This is a genomic window from Nocardioides sp. JQ2195 (genome assembly GCF_012272695.1).
Taxonomy (GTDB): Bacteria; Actinomycetota; Actinomycetes; order Propionibacteriales; family Nocardioidaceae; genus Nocardioides.
Genome location: NZ_CP050902.1, coordinates 1,820,629 through 1,833,956, shown reverse-complemented (window position 1 = coordinate 1,833,956; position 13,328 = coordinate 1,820,629). Strand labels below are relative to the sequence as shown.

The following is a 13,328-nucleotide window of genomic DNA, read 5'->3' as shown; positions in this document are numbered from 1 at the left end:
TGCTCATCCCTCCCACTGGCCGCGCTCGACGAGCACGTCCTTGAGTATGTCGGTGCGATCGGTCATCAAGCCGTCGACACCACGGTCGATCAGCCCGGCCATCTCCTCCGGCTCATCGATCGTCCACACATGCACCTGTGCACCTGCGGCATGAGCCTTGCGCACCAACCACCCATTCGTCACCGGAATGCCCGACTTGCGGTGCGGGACCTGCAGGGCCTGCACCCGACCGCGCGTGAGCAGGCGGGCGATGCCGCCGGTGGGGGAGAGCAGGAAGATGACCACCTCACCCGGGTGAGCCGAGGTTGGCACCCGCCCCTGGGTGAGCCGTCGGAACTGGCCCAGGTGCCTGCGGGAGAAGGATCCGACCAGGATCCGGTCGTGGGCGTTGCGCGCCTCGATGAAGTCCGCCAGCGGCCGGACCGCGCCCGGCGCCTTGATGTCGATGTTGAACCGGGCATCGGGGAAGGCGTCGAACAGCTCGGCCAGCGTCGGGACGCGCTCCTTGCCGCCGATCAACGCACCTTGCACCTCGGCGTACGTCAGGGAGGCGATCTCACCCTTGAGGTCGGTGACCCGGTCGAGCACGGTGTCGTGGAAGGCCAGGAGTACGCCGTCACGGGTGACGTGGACGTCGGTCTCGAGGTAGCGGTAGCCCAGGTCCACGGCGTGCCGGAAGGCGGCCATCGTGTTCTCCAAGCCCTCGATCTCGGGGTGGAAGGCGCCACCCCGGTGGGCGAAGGCGAGCACGCCGACGGGCTCGTCGAGATAGGGGAATCCGCTTCGGCGTCGGGTCACGACAGCATTCAACACGTCCATGGCTCGATCCTCACCGACACACTCCGGCAGATCATCCGTCCCGATACTCAGATTCCTCGTGCCGAAGGGAGTAGCCTGCGAGTCATGGAGTCGCTGAAGTGCCCCAAGTGCCAGGCCGACATGGTCAGTCGAGACCTCGGCCGGATGAGCGTTGACAAGTGCCCGGAGGGGCACGGAGTGTTCCTCTCCCGCGCCGACCTCGCCGAGATGATCGACGCCGAGAACGACTTCCACCGTGATGGTGGCGGCTTCCACACCGCACCGCTGCCGCGGATCACCGCAGACATGACCACCCCGCCGCCGGCCACCCCGAAGGCGCCGGCCTGGGTCGCCACGCTGTTCAACTGATCCTCGACCCCTCGTCGACCGGACGAGGGGTGCGTGCTGCTCGGGGACGGCGCGCGAGGAGCAGGGTGCGCTCAGTAGGCGCCGCTCATCACGTTCGCCAGCGGTTCCCCGGAGGCAAACCGCTCCAGCTGTTCGCGAATCACCCGGTGGGCCCGGGGCCACATGGCGCTGCTCGCGCCCCCGACGTGCGGCACCACGAGCAGGTTCGGTGCCTCCCAGAGCGGGTGGCCCTCGGGCAACGGCTCGGGGTCGGTGACGTCGAGCGCGGCCGAGAGCCGGCCGGTGTGCAGTGCGGAGAGCAGGGCGTCGGTGTCGACCACCGGCCCTCGGGCCAGATTGACGAGCAGCGCGCCGTCCCTCATCCGCTCGAGGAAGCCCTCGTCGACCAGACCACGTGTCTCATCGGTGAGCGGAACGATGAGGATGACCACGTCGGCCCCGGGCAACAGGTCGTCGATCTCGGACAAGGGGTGCACACCCTGGCGCGCCGTGCGAGCCACCCGGACCACGTCGCACTCGAAGCCCGAGAGTCGTTCCTCGATGGACTTCCCGATCGACCCGTGGCCGACGATCATCACCGTCTTGTCGGCCAGCGACTCCGTCACCGTCGGCTGCCACGCGCCGCGGTCCTGGGCACGGACGAAGTCCGGAACCCCACGCAGGGAGGCGAGCACCAGGGTGACAGCCAGCTCGGCGGTGGACGCGTTGTGGATGCCCCGTCCGTTGCACAGCTGGACGCCCTCGGGGACGTGGTCCTTGATGGCATCGACTCCCGCGGTCAACGTGTTGACCACCTTCAGCGAGGAGAGCGCGGCCAGCACCCGGGGCTGGTCGGCCCACTTCATGTAGGGCGGCACGTAGAACTCGACGTCGCCGGCCCACTCAGGCAGGGGAGCACCGTCCTCCAGCACGAGCGACTCGTAGCGCAGGCCATCGGGGGCCTCGCCCAGGTGCTCAGCGTCGAACGGCAACCAGACCAGGGGGCGTGGGTCAGCCATCGGGCCACTCCTCAGATGTCGCGGAAGGTCACGATGTTGGCACCCAAGGTGTTGAGCCGCTCGGCAAGGTCCTCGTAGCCCCGGTGGATCACGTACGTCGACCGCAGCACCGACGTGCCCTTCGAGGCGAGCATCGCCAGCAGGATCACCACGGCCGGTCGGAGCGCCGGCGGACAGACGATCTCGGTGCCGGACCAACGCGTCGGTCCTTCGACAAGAACCCGGTGGGGGTCGAGGAGCTTGACCTGGCCACCGAGCTTGGTGAGCTCGGTGAGGTAGATCGCCCGATTCTCGTAGACCCAGTCGTGCAGCAGGGTCTGGCCCTCGGCAACCGCGGCGATGACCGCGAAGAACGGCAGGTTGTCGATGTTGAGGCCCGGGAACGGCATCGGGTGGATCTTGTCGAGCGGCGCCCGCAGCTGTGACCTGCGGGTCGCGATGTCGACCAACCGGGTCTTGCCGTTCTCGGCGACGTACTCGTCGGAGCGCTCGTAGTTGAAGCCCATCTCCTCGAGGGTGGCCAGCTCGATCTCGAGGAACTCGATCGGCACCCGGCAGATGGTGATCTCGGAGTTGGTGACGATCGCCGCGGCGAGCAGCGACATGGCCTCGATCGGGTCCTCGCTGGGGGCGTAGTCGACGTCGACGTCGATGTTGGCCAGGCCGGTGACGCTGAGGGTGGTCGAGCCGATGCCCTCGACCCGGACGCCCAAGCGCTGCAGGTAGAAGCACAGGTCCTGGACCATGTAGTTCGACGACGCGTTGCGGATCACCGTGGTGCCGGGGTGCAGGGCCGCCGCCATCAGGGCGTTCTCGGTGACGGTGTCGCCGCGCTCGGTGAGCACGATCGGCCGACCGGGCTCGATGGCCCGGTTGACCTGCGCGTGGTAGCTGCCCTCGGTGGCCTTCACGTCGAGGCCGAAGGGACGCAGGGCGGCCATGTGCGGCTGGACGGTGCGGTCGCCGAGGTTGCAGCCACCTGCGTAGGGCAGGTCGAAGACGTCCTCGCGGTGCAGCAACGGGCCGAGGAACATGATGATCGAGCGGGTACGTCGTGCGGCGTCCTCGTCGATGTTGGCCAGGTCGAGATGAGTCGGAGGAACGATCTCGAGGTCGTTGTTCTCGTTGAGCCACCGGGTCTGGACCCCGATGCTCTCGAGTACCTCGAGCAGTCGGTTGACCTCCTCGATGCGGGCAACCTTGCGCAGCGTCGTGCGTCCCTTGTTGAGCAGTGAGGCACACAGCAGCGCGACGCCCGCGTTCTTCGACGACTTCACGTCGATGCTGCCGGACAGGGTCGTCGGACCGGTCACCCGGAGGTGCGTCGGGCCGCCGGCGCCGAGGGCGACGATCTCCGAGTCGAGGGCGGACCCGATCCGGGCCAGCATCTCCAACGAGAGGTTCTGGTGGCCCTTCTCGATCCGGTTCACCGCGGATTGACTGGTGGCGAGCAGGTCCGCGAGCTGCTGCTGGGTGAGCCCACGGTGCTTGCGGGCGTCGCGGATCAAGTTGCCGATGCGTCCGAGGTAGTCAGTCGTCATGCCACCGACGGTATCTCAGATATGAGATACCTCAAAGATGCCATGCCGCATGCAAGGATTCCCGTCATGCGCGCCACCACTCTGCACGAGGTCCGGGACATCGGTGTCTCCGACGTCCCCGACCCCACGATCGACAAGCCGGTCGAACCCATCGTGAGGGTCACCGCGGGCTGCATCCGTGGCTCGGGCCTGTGGCCCCACCACAGGGAGGCTGACCCCGAGGGCCACCGCGCCAGGGACGAACGCCGCGCCACCAACGCGTGGGTGCAGCCGTGAACCGCGCCGTCCCACTCACGGTCGCTGTCCTGATGCTCCTGGCCGGCATGGCGCTGTGGTTCACCGGAGTCGATCGCGAGGGGCGGGTGTGGGCCTTCATCGGCCCGGTCCTGGCCGGCTTCGGCATCGCGCTGCTGATCGTCACGTTCCAGCGGAAGGACTGACCGCCGGCCAGTGCGCCCGGGTCAGTGCGCCCGGGTCAGTGCTCTCGGGTCGGCGTGCTGACCTTCACCTGGCCCGGGCGATCTCGCGCGCTGCCGCGCGCAAGGCTGCCGCTGATCGTTCCCGGGTGACCTGTCCGGCGATCTCGTCGAGGGTGCTGACCAGCAGCCACTGCAGCTGCTCGGAGTGGTGGGAGGTCCGCCGGAGCACCGGCAGCCGGCCGTGGCACCACCCGCGCACCAGCGGCGCCAACGACCGCAGCGGGTCCTTGCCACTGGCTTCCGCCGCGACGGCCACCCGGACCATCCGATGAGCGGTGCACACCACACTGATCTCCTCACGGGCCAGGGTCGGTGCTGCTCGGTGCCTCTCGATGATGGTCATGCCCACTAGGAGCGCCTCGTGCCCGTGTGGATACCTCGGATCGACACAGACGCACGAACCCCGCTCCGTCGGGAGACGGAGCGGGGTGCGGAATGAGAGTGCGTCAGCCGCGCGACTTGCGGAAGGCAGCCTGGTCCTTCTTGTTCATCGCCACGTAGGACTTGAACCCGGACCCGGCCTTGAAGGCGGGGACGTTGGTCTTCTTGATCTTGATGGTCTCGCCCGTCTGCGGGTTGCGGGCCTCGCGGGCCGCGCGCTCACGCTTCTCGAACGTTCCGAAACCGGGGATCTGGACACGGTCGCCTTCGGCAACGGCGTCGCTCACGGTGTTGACCACAGCGGCCAGGCCCTCTTCAGCCTGCTTCTTGGTCCATCCGGTCTGCTCAACGATCGCGTCGACCAGTTCACGCTTGTTCAATGTGTTCACCATTTCAGTGTCGTAGGCATCCGTACACGGAGAAACTAGCCACCACCGACCATGGATTCCACGCAGGAAACGCCCGACACGCGCACAAAAACGCGGTTCATGTAGGGTTTCGGTCGAAAGGGAGTAGTCCCCAACAGGCACGTCGACATACTGGCCATCGGCCCGGCGTGCAGGGCCAGGCATCTGGCGGACGAGACTTTCGACCAGTTCACGAACCCGCCCACGGACGTGCCTGGTCGAAGGGACGTCCCGATCTCGTCTCCTCGTCCAGGTGCCAAGGAGAAGAAACATGTACGCCTTCCTGCTCAGCACGGTGGTCATCTTCGTCGCAGAGCTCGGTGACAAGAGCCAGCTGATGGCGATGACGTTCGCCACCCGCTACAAGGCCCGCGACGTCATCCTCGCCATCACCGCCGCCACCGCCATCGTGCACCTGGCCTCGGTCGGCCTCGGTGTCGCGATCGGTTCGTCGTTCGCCGACTACCAGGACACCATCTCGATCGTGGCCGGCATCGCGTTCCTCATCTTTGCGGCCTGGACGCTGCGCGGTGACGAGCTCACCGAGGAGGAGGCCCAGAAGGCCAGGAACAGCAGCGGCATGGCACTGCTCGCCGTCGGAACCGCCTTCTTCCTGGCCGAGCTCGGCGACAAGACCATGCTCGCCACCATCACCCTGGCCACCAAGGAGGGCTGGTTCGGCACCTGGTTGGGCAGCACCCTGGGCATGGTCGCCGCGGACGCGCTGGCGATCGGTGTCGGCATCCTACTGGGGCGTCAGCTGCCCGAGAAGGTCATCAAGATCGGTGCCGCGCTCGCCTTCCTCGTCTTCGGCCTCGTGCTGATCGCACAGGGCATCGGCTGGCTCTGACAGCCGGCCGGCTCTGACAGGATGGGCTCGTGGATGTCCTGCGCTCGATCAGCCTCTTCATCGCCGCCGCGATCGCCGAGATCGGCGGCGCGTGGTTGGTCTGGCAGGGCGTGCGCGAGCACCGAGGTTGGATCTGGATCGGCGCCGGAGTGATCGCGCTCGGCATCTACGGCTTCGTGGCAACGCTCCAGTCCGACGCCAACTTCGGCCGCATCCTGGCGGCGTACGGTGGGGTGTTCGTCGCGGGCTCGCTGGCCTGGGGCATGGTGGTCGACGGCTTCAAGCCCGACCGGTACGACGTGGCCGGTGCGTTGATCTGCCTCGTCGGTGTGGCGGTGATCATGTATTCTCCCCGGCCTGCCTGAGCACCGACGGCTCCGGCCGGTCAGGTCAGTGGGCGAACTTGAGGCCGATCACGCAACCGATGATGCCGGCCAGCAGCAGCACCTTCACCAGGGAGAACGACTCGTCCCCGGTCACCATCCCGTACGCCACCGCCAGGCTGGCACCGATGCCGACCCACACGGCGTACGACGTGCCGACCGGCAGCTCACGCATGGCCCAGGCCAGCCCACCCATGCTGAGCACCAGGGCCACCAGGAAGACGACGGTGGGCAACGGCCTGGTGAAGCCTTCGGACCGGCCGAGCGCGACCGCCCACACGGCTTCCAAGACTCCGGAGACGACGAGGACCAACCAGGACATGGGACTTCTCCTCCAGCGCCGTCTTGTCGCATTCCGGGTACGGCACCGCTCGTCCGGGAGCCTGTGGGGCCCTGGCCCGATGTTCTCACCGGGTGGTCGTGGCGGCAACTCGCAGGTGCGAGGATGCACGGGTGCCAGCATCAGTCGCCGCGGTCCACGCCGCAGGGTCCCACACGTTCAGCAAGCAGGCGGTCGCGTGCATCGAGCTCGTCGAGGGCCAGGGGGTCGCCGGTGACGCACACTGCGGCGTGACCGTGCAGCACCGCTCCCGGGTGGCTGCCGATCCCTCGCAGCCGAACCTGCGGCAGGTGCACCTGATCCACGCCGAGCTGCTGGACGACCTGGCGGCAGCCGGATTCGAGGTGGCGCCGGGCGAGCTCGGCGAGAACGTCACCACGGCGGGGCTCGACCTGCTCGCGCTGCCGGTCGGGACCCGCCTGGCCCTCGGCGAGGCTGTGGTGACGGTGACCGGGCTGCGCAACCCGTGCCAGCAGATCAACAACTTCCAGCCGGGCCTGCTCAAGCAGGTGCTGCACACCGACGTGGACGGTCGGGTCGAACGGCTCGCGGGCGTGATGGGCATCGTGTCCCGGGCCGGCCTGATCCGGCCGGGGGACCCGATCGAGGTGTCGCTGCCGCCCGAGCCGCACCATCCGTTGACCCGGGTCTGAGCCAACGGTGGTCGGTCAGCTGACGTATCCCGGTGCAGGAGGCGGGACACACGCACAGCTGTCGGAGCACGACAGGTAGGTGTGCACGGCATGGCCACAACCGGGGCACGGGCGATCGTGCGAGAGATGCGTGGAGTTGATCTCAGCTGTGTCCCACATCGTGTGCCAACTGCTTCCTTCAGTGGTGGATCTACGGGCGCCTCTGTGGCGCTGTGTCCACTGTGGCTCCGCCACCCGCCGGAACTCAGCTGAACTCGCCCGAAGCGACCGACCGGGAGGCAGAACCACCCGATCGGGTGGTGCCGCGTGGTGTCACTGGGTGGTGGGCTGACGCACGGACGGGGTGGGCATTCCGGTCGGAAGTCCGTCGATGCTGAACCCCTTCAACCGTAGGAGGAGCGGTTCCCGGCGGCCCAGCGATTCATCGTGTCAGGATCTGACCATGAGCACGACTTCGATCCGGGCAGCTGTCGTCGACGACGCTGCCGCGCTGGCCGATCTGCACCTCGACGTGTGGGACGACGGCTACACCGGACTGGTGCCCCAGTCGGTGCTCGATGCTCGCCGAGCCACCCCGAAGGCCGAACGCGTGACCATGTGGGAGAAGCGCCTCACGGGCTCGGCCACGACCTGGGTCGCGGAGGACGAGGACGGGCTGGTCGGCTTCGCCAGCGCAGGGAAGGGTCGCGACGGGTCCGGGATGTGGGAGCTGATGGCGCTCTATGTCCGGGCTCGTGTCTACGGCACGGGGGTCGGCCACGCGCTGTTCCGAGCCACGATCGGCGACCGTCCGGCGTTCCTGTGGGTGCTGGTCGGCAACGAACGCGCGACCAGGTTCTACGAACGCCAGGGCTTCCGGGCCGACGGGCAGGAGCAGAGCTGCGACGAGGGCCTCGAACGGCGCATGGTGCGCTCCTGACCTGTCCCCACGCATATTCGGACGACGAATGTCCGCAACGGGGTCTACCGTCGGCAACATGGCCATCGCACGCTTTCCCACGTTCGTCATCGACTGTGCCGACCCGGCAGGGCTGGCCCAGTTCTACGCCCGAATGCTCGAGTGGGAGGTGAAGGAGGCCGAGGACTGGTTCGAGATCCGCGCCGACTACGGCCAGTGCATCTGCTTCCAGAAGGTCGACGACTACACGGCACCCGAGTGGCCGGGCCAGGACAAGCCACAGCAGATGCACATCGATGTCGTGGTCGACGATCTCGACGCTGGTGAGGCCGCCGTGATCGAGCTGGGCGCGACCAAGCACTCCCACCAGCCCGGCACCACATTCAGGGTCTTCCTCGATCCAGCAGGTCATCCGTTCTGTCTCTGCAGCGACTGACGTCCGACCGGGCAGCAACCGACGGGCGCGCCGTCCCGGCGTTTCGCTAGCGTTGTCCCCCTGGCCCGGCACACGCCGATGGGGCCGGGCAGACAGGGACAGCCACAGGGGAGAGACATGAGCGAGCACGTTGCCGACACCCACGACCTGATCCGGGTCGAGGGGGCACGGGAGAACAACCTCAAGGACATCAACCTCGACCTGCCCAAGCGCCGGCTGACCGTCTTCACCGGGGTCTCCGGCTCGGGCAAGAGCTCACTGGTCTTCGCCACGATCGCCGCCGAGTCCCAGCGGATGATCAACGAGACCTACAGCACCTTCGTGCAGGGCTTCATGCCCACGATGGCGCGTCCCGACGTCGACCACCTCGAGGGCCTGACCACGGCGATCATCGTCGACCAGGAGCGGCTCGGCGCCAACCCGCGCTCGACGGTCGGCACGGTCACCGACGCCAACGCGATGCTCCGCATGTTGTTCAGCCGACTCGGTGACCCCCACATCGGACCGCCCAGCGCCTTCGCCTTCAACGTGCCCTCGGTCTCCGCCTCCGGCGCGATCACGGTCGGCAAGGGTGACAAGGCGATGGCGGAGAAGGTCCACTTCAACAGGCTCGGCGGCATGTGCCCACGGTGCGAGGGCAAGGGATCGGTCAGCGACTTCGACAACGCAGCACTGTTCGACGAGGAGAAGTCGCTGAACGAGGGCGCCATCATCGTTCCCGGCTACTCGATGGAGGGCTGGTACGGCCGCATCTTCCGGGGGAGCGGCTTCTTCGACCCCGACAAGCCGATCAAGAAGTACAACAAGCGCGAGATGCACTCGCTGCTCCACAAGGAAGCCACCCGGATCAAGGTCGACGGCATCAACGTGACCTACGAAGGCCTGATCCCGAAGATCCAGAAGTCGATGCTCTCCAAGGATGTCGAGGCGATGCAGCCGCACGTCCGCGCCTTCGTCGAGCGGGCCGTCGTGTTCACCACCTGCCCCGAGTGCGACGGAACGCGATTGGCCGAGGAAGCCCGGTCGTCGAAGATCAAGGGCATCAACATCGCCGACGCGTGCACGATGCAGATCAGCGACCTGGCCGAGTGGGTGCGTGGGCTGGACGAGCCGTCCGTCGCCCCCTTGCTGAAGGGACTGCAGCACCTGCTCGACTCCTTCACCGGGATCGGCCTCGGCTATCTCTCGCTCGACCGTCCCTCCGGCACGCTGTCCGGCGGCGAGGCCCAGCGCACGAAGATGATCCGCCACCTCGGGTCGTCACTGACCGACGTGACCTACGTCTTCGACGAGCCCACGATCGGTCTGCACCCACACGACATCGCCCGGATGAACGACCTGTTGCTCCAGCTGCGCGACAAGGGCAACACCGTGCTGGTGGTGGAGCACAAGCCGGAGGCCATCGCCATCGCCGACCACGTCGTCGACCTCGGACCGTTGGCCGGCCCGGCCGGGGGAGAGGTGGTCTTCGAGGGCGACCTCGCCGGACTGCGCGCCAGCGACACCCTCACCGGCCGCCACCTCGACTACCGGGCTTCGGTGAAGGACGAGGTCCGGACGGCCACCGGCGCCCTCGAGATCCGGGGCGCCTCCACCCACAACCTGAAGGACGTCGACGTCGACGTGCCCCTCGGCGTGCTCACCGTGGTCACCGGTGTCGCAGGCTCGGGCAAGAGCTCGCTGATCCACGGCGCCCTGGGCAAGCGGGACGACGTGGTCTCGATCGACCAGGGCGCGATCAAGGGATCCCGCCGCAGCAACCCCGCGACGTACACCGGCCTGCTCGAGCCGATCCGCAAGGCGTTCGCCAAGGCCAACGGGGTGAAGCCAGCACTCTTCAGCGCCAACTCCGAGGGAGCCTGTCCCACCTGCAAGGGTGCCGGCGTGATCTACACCGAGCTCGGCTTCATGGACACCGTCTCCTCACCCTGTGAGGACTGCGAGGGCAAGCGGTTCCAGGCTGCCGTCCTGGACTACGAGCTCGGTGGCCGCGACATCAGCGAGGTGCTGGCGATGCCGGTCTCCGAGGCCTTGGGCTTCTTCGCCGAGGGGGAGGCGAAGGTCCCCGCTGCCCACAAGATCCTCAAGCGTCTCGACGACGTCGGGCTCGGCTACATCAGCCTCGGTCAGCCGCTGACCACGCTCTCGGGTGGCGAACGGCAGCGGATCAAGCTGGCCACGCACATGGGGGAGAAGGGCGGCATCTACGTCCTCGACGAGCCCACCACCGGGCTCCACCTGGCCGACGTGGAGAACCTGCTCGGCCTGCTCGACCGGCTCGTCGACTCGGGCAAGACCGTCATCGTCATCGAGCACCACCAGGCCGTGATGGCTCACGCCGACTGGATCATCGACCTCGGCCCTGGTGCCGGGCACGACGGCGGCACGGTGGTCTTCGAGGGCAGCCCGGCCGACCTGGTCGCCGGTGCGTCGACGCTCACCGGCGAGCATCTCGCGGCGTACGTCGACGCCTGAGGCCAGCTCAGCGCACCATCGAGCAAGCAGCTGGCCTGCGCCGACACCGCGTGCTGAGCGAGACGGAACCGTCCGCAACTCGTGCTTGCCTGTCGCACGGGGCCCCGGGCCAGCGCGGAGGTTCCCTCGCCCGCGAGCCTCAGTGCGAGCTCAGGATCACCAGCTCACGCGTGGCCCTGGTCATCGCGACGTAGCGGTCGACGGCACCCTCGATGCCCGTGCCGAAGTCGTCGGGATCCACGAGGACGACGAGGTCGAACTCGAGGCCCTTGGCCAGCTCGGGCGTGAGTGAACGAACCCTGGTGGTGTCTTCCCGCGCCGAGTCGCCGATGACGCAGGCCATGCCGTCGTCGTGCTCGCTCAACCAGCCCTGGAGAATGGTGTCCAGCTCGTCCGCCGAACCGTGCCGGACCGGGAGCCCGCTGCTGCGGATGGAGGTCGGGACGTTGGCATCGGGCAGCTCGGCGCGGATCACCGGCTCGGCCTCGGCCATCACCTCGTCGGGGGTGCGGTAGTTGATCCTGAGCCCGGCCATCGTCACCCGGTCCAGCCCGACCCGTGCGAGACGCTCCTGCCACGACTCCACGAACCCGTGTCGTGCCTGCGCCCGGTCGCCGACGATCGTGAAGCTGCGCGAGGGACAGCGCTGCAGGAGCATCTGCCACTCGGCATCCGTGAGCTCCTGTGCCTCGTCGACGACGACGTGCGCGAAGGGCCCGGAGAGCAGGTCCGGGTCGACCCGGGCCAGGGACTCCTCGTCGACGAGACGCGTCTGCATGTCCTCCACCTTCAACATCGAGACCAGCCCCTCGCCGTACTCGTCGCCGCCGGCAGCGACCAGGCTGTCGACGACCAAGTCCATGCCCTGCCGCTCCGCGGCGACCGCGGCCCGGTGCTTCTGCCGGTTGCGTGAGGCCTCCGGATCCCCGAGGCGTCGCAGGGCTGCGTCGAGCAACGGCAGGTCGGCGCTGGTCCAGGCCTGCGGGTCGTCCCGTTGCAACTGCTTCACGTCGTCGGGGGAGAGCCAGGGCGCACACATCCGCAGGTACGCCGGCACCTCCCACAGGTCTCCCACCAGGTCGTGGGCCTCGATCAACGGCCAGGCCTTCGAGAATGCGGTGCGCAGCTCGGCATTGCCCGCGAGGGAGCGGCGCACCATCTCCTCGGTGATGTCGTCATCCGCTTCGTGCTTGTCGACCAAGATCGTGAGCAGCTCGTCCCAGACCTCGTCCCGGGCCTCGTTGTGCGGCACACCTGAGTCGACCGACCCGAAGGCCTCCGACCAGTCGGCGCTGCTCACCCACACGTCGGCCCACGGTGTGTCGACCGCCATGCCCTCCGTGGGCGGCTCCTCATGGAGACGCACGGCGGGCTCGATCGCCCTCACCATGTCGGCAGTGGCCTTCAGACGGGCCACCTCGGGTTCCGATTCCTCGGGAAACTGTGCCGCCGACGGCACCAGGTCGCGCAACGTGCAGGTCTGCACGCCGTCCTCTCCGAGGCTCGGCAAGACGTCGGCAACGTAGCTCAGGTAGGGCTGGTGCGGACCGACGAAGAGGATGCCGCCGCGGCCCCCGCCGAGACGCGGGTCGGCGTGGAGCAGGTACGCCGAGCGGTGCAGCGCGACGACCGTCTTGCCGGTGCCCGGACCACCGTCGACGACCAACGTTCCCCGAGAACCCGCGCGGATGATGGCGTCCTGGTCTGCCTGGATCGTGCCGAGCACGTCGCGCATGCGGGGAGAGCGGCTGCTGCCCAGCGTCGCGATGAAGGCCGACTGGTCGTCGAGGGCCGCGTGGTGGCCCTCGAACTCGTCGGCAGCGAACACCTCGTCCCAGTAGTCACTGACCCGGCCACGGATCCAGCGGTACCTGCGCCGAATTCTCAACCCCATCGGGTTGGCGTGCGTGGCGCCGAAGAACGGTTCGGCAGCGGGGGAGCGCCAGTCGACCAGGAGTCGCTTGCCGTCACGGTCAGTCAGGCCGAGGCGTCCGACATACACGACTTCTCCGTCGTCGCCGTCCATGCGGCCCAGGCAGAGGTCGAGGCTGAAGCGGCGCAACGTGCGCAGGCGGGCGCTGATCCGGCGTACCTCCTGGTCGCGGTCCATCGCTGCCTGGCCGATGCCACCGGGTGCCTTGCGTTCGGTGTCGAGTCGTTCGGAGAGGTCGGCGATCGCGTGGTCGAGGCTGGCGGCGATGGCCGCGAAGTGGATCTCGTCGTCGGCGATCATCCGGGGGTCTGCCTTGGCAGAGAGGGTGTCGGGAAGGGCAAAGGCACTGAGGGTCAAGGAATCTGCTCCAGAGGCGTTTCTGCGCGA

General features: G+C 67.9%; 16 protein-coding genes and 1 riboswitch. Of the genes, 9 read left to right on the top strand and 7 right to left on the bottom strand.

All coding sequences use genetic code 11. The features are described 5' to 3' along the window. Nucleotides 1-3: 3 nt before the first annotated feature. The gene (locus ncot_RS08730; RefSeq protein WP_168617262.1) at nt 4-819 is read right to left on the bottom strand and encodes a glycerophosphodiester phosphodiesterase; all 816 of its coding nucleotides are present in this window, start codon (nt 817-819) and stop codon (nt 4-6) included. A gap of 84 nt (nt 820-903) precedes the next feature. On the opposite strand from ncot_RS08730, the gene ncot_RS08725 reads away from it, so the two are divergent. After that, the gene (locus ncot_RS08725; protein WP_168617261.1) at nt 904-1,167 is read left to right on the top strand and encodes a zf-TFIIB domain-containing protein; all 264 of its coding nucleotides are present in this window, start codon (nt 904-906) and stop codon (nt 1,165-1,167) included. Between the two features lie 71 nt (nt 1,168-1,238). On the opposite strand, the gene ncot_RS08720 is transcribed toward ncot_RS08725, so the two are convergent. Together ncot_RS08720 and ncot_RS08715 are read right to left on the bottom strand one after the other, a co-directional pair. Further along, entirely contained in the window at nt 1,239-2,165 is a 927-nt protein-coding gene (locus tag ncot_RS08720; RefSeq protein WP_168617260.1) for a 2-hydroxyacid dehydrogenase, read from the bottom strand. 11 nt (nt 2,166-2,176) lie between these two features. Then, nucleotides 2,177-3,706, bottom strand: a complete 1,530-nt coding sequence (locus ncot_RS08715; RefSeq protein ID WP_168617259.1) for a UDP-N-acetylglucosamine 1-carboxyvinyltransferase — start codon at nt 3,704-3,706, stop codon at nt 2,177-2,179. Nucleotides 3,707-3,772: 66 nt separating this feature from the next. Here ncot_RS08715 and ncot_RS08710 point away from each other — a divergent pair, with 66 nt between their 5' ends. Together ncot_RS08710 and ncot_RS08705 are read left to right on the top strand one after the other, a co-directional pair. Next, nucleotides 3,773-3,982, top strand: coding sequence for a hypothetical protein (locus ncot_RS08710; protein ID WP_168617258.1), 210 nt, complete (start codon nt 3,773-3,775; stop codon nt 3,980-3,982). Further along, nucleotides 3,979-4,146, top strand: coding sequence for a hypothetical protein (locus ncot_RS08705; RefSeq protein WP_168617257.1), 168 nt, complete (start codon nt 3,979-3,981; stop codon nt 4,144-4,146). Before ncot_RS08710 ends, ncot_RS08705 begins: the two co-directional genes overlap by 4 nt. Nucleotides 4,147-4,210: 64 nt before the next feature. Here ncot_RS08705 and ncot_RS08700 read toward each other — a convergent pair whose 3' ends face one another. Continuing rightward, nucleotides 4,211-4,528, bottom strand: coding sequence for a hypothetical protein (locus ncot_RS08700; RefSeq protein ID WP_168617256.1), 318 nt, complete (start codon nt 4,526-4,528; stop codon nt 4,211-4,213). A 103-nt stretch (nt 4,529-4,631) separates the two neighbouring features. Continuing rightward, nucleotides 4,632-4,958, bottom strand: a complete 327-nt coding sequence (locus ncot_RS08695; RefSeq protein WP_206065254.1) for an HU family DNA-binding protein — start codon at nt 4,956-4,958, stop codon at nt 4,632-4,634. A gap of 286 nt (nt 4,959-5,244) precedes the next feature. Between ncot_RS08695 and ncot_RS08690 the strand changes: the two genes are divergently transcribed. Both ncot_RS08690 and ncot_RS08685 read left to right on the top strand, forming a co-directional pair. Beyond that, a complete protein-coding gene (locus tag ncot_RS08690) occupies nt 5,245-5,823 on the top strand; it encodes a TMEM165/GDT1 family protein (protein WP_168617255.1) in 579 nt (192 codons plus the stop codon). A 29-nt stretch (nt 5,824-5,852) separates the two neighbouring features. After that, complete coding sequence (locus ncot_RS08685; RefSeq protein ID WP_168617254.1) at nt 5,853-6,188, top strand: YnfA family protein; 336 nt, start codon at nt 5,853-5,855, stop codon at nt 6,186-6,188. A gap of 25 nt (nt 6,189-6,213) precedes the next feature. On the opposite strand, the gene ncot_RS08680 is transcribed toward ncot_RS08685, so the two are convergent. Then, nucleotides 6,214-6,528, bottom strand: a complete 315-nt coding sequence (locus ncot_RS08680) for an SMR family transporter (RefSeq protein WP_168617253.1) — start codon at nt 6,526-6,528, stop codon at nt 6,214-6,216. Between the two features lie 12 nt (nt 6,529-6,540). Further along, nucleotides 6,541-6,609: riboswitch (guanidine-III (ykkC-III) riboswitch) on the bottom strand. A gap of 50 nt (nt 6,610-6,659) precedes the next feature. Here ncot_RS08680 and ncot_RS08675 point away from each other — a divergent pair. The 4 genes from ncot_RS08675 (at nt 6,660) to ncot_RS08660 (ending at nt 11,008) form a co-directional block, all read left to right on the top strand. Next, nucleotides 6,660-7,199, top strand: coding sequence for an MOSC domain-containing protein (locus ncot_RS08675; RefSeq protein WP_168617252.1), 540 nt, complete (start codon nt 6,660-6,662; stop codon nt 7,197-7,199). Between the two features lie 442 nt (nt 7,200-7,641). Then, a complete protein-coding gene (locus ncot_RS08670; protein WP_168617251.1) occupies nt 7,642-8,118 on the top strand; it encodes a GNAT family N-acetyltransferase in 477 nt (158 codons plus the stop codon). A 58-nt stretch (nt 8,119-8,176) separates the two neighbouring features. Continuing rightward, the gene (locus tag ncot_RS08665; RefSeq protein ID WP_168617250.1) at nt 8,177-8,533 is read left to right on the top strand and encodes a VOC family protein; all 357 of its coding nucleotides are present in this window, start codon (nt 8,177-8,179) and stop codon (nt 8,531-8,533) included. 117 nt (nt 8,534-8,650) lie between these two features. Beyond that, on the top strand, nt 8,651-11,008 hold the full coding sequence (locus ncot_RS08660) for an excinuclease ABC subunit UvrA (RefSeq protein ID WP_206065252.1): 2,358 nt from the start codon (nt 8,651-8,653) through the stop codon (nt 11,006-11,008). 139 nt (nt 11,009-11,147) lie between these two features. Here the strand turns inward: ncot_RS08660 and helR are convergent, their stop codons facing one another. Beyond that, a complete protein-coding gene (gene helR, locus ncot_RS08655; RefSeq protein ID WP_277345796.1) occupies nt 11,148-13,298 on the bottom strand; it encodes an RNA polymerase recycling motor ATPase HelR in 2,151 nt (716 codons plus the stop codon). Nucleotides 13,299-13,328 lie beyond the last annotated feature (30 nt).

Coding starts and splice junctions, on each gene's coding strand:
- ncot_RS08710 (WP_168617258.1), top strand. CDS start 3,773: ATGCGCGCCACCACTCTGCACGAGGTCCGGGACATCGGTGTCTCCGAC.
- ncot_RS08690 (WP_168617255.1), top strand. CDS start 5,245: ATGTACGCCTTCCTGCTCAGCACGGTGGTCATCTTCGTCGCAGAGCTC.
- ncot_RS08720 (WP_168617260.1), bottom strand. CDS start 2,165: ATGGCTGACCCACGCCCCCTGGTCTGGTTGCCGTTCGACGCTGAGCAC.
- ncot_RS08715 (WP_168617259.1), bottom strand. CDS start 3,706: ATGACGACTGACTACCTCGGACGCATCGGCAACTTGATCCGCGACGCC.
- ncot_RS08730 (WP_168617262.1), bottom strand. CDS start 819: ATGGACGTGTTGAATGCTGTCGTGACCCGACGCCGAAGCGGATTCCCC.
- ncot_RS08680 (WP_168617253.1), bottom strand. CDS start 6,528: ATGTCCTGGTTGGTCCTCGTCGTCTCCGGAGTCTTGGAAGCCGTGTGG.
- ncot_RS08725 (WP_168617261.1), top strand. CDS start 904: ATGGAGTCGCTGAAGTGCCCCAAGTGCCAGGCCGACATGGTCAGTCGA.
- ncot_RS08670 (WP_168617251.1), top strand. CDS start 7,642: ATGAGCACGACTTCGATCCGGGCAGCTGTCGTCGACGACGCTGCCGCG.
- ncot_RS08665 (WP_168617250.1), top strand. CDS start 8,177: ATGGCCATCGCACGCTTTCCCACGTTCGTCATCGACTGTGCCGACCCG.
- ncot_RS08700 (WP_168617256.1), bottom strand. CDS start 4,528: ATGACCATCATCGAGAGGCACCGAGCAGCACCGACCCTGGCCCGTGAG.
- ncot_RS08660 (WP_206065252.1), top strand. CDS start 8,651: ATGAGCGAGCACGTTGCCGACACCCACGACCTGATCCGGGTCGAGGGG.
- ncot_RS08695 (WP_206065254.1), bottom strand. CDS start 4,958: ATGGTGAACACATTGAACAAGCGTGAACTGGTCGACGCGATCGTTGAG.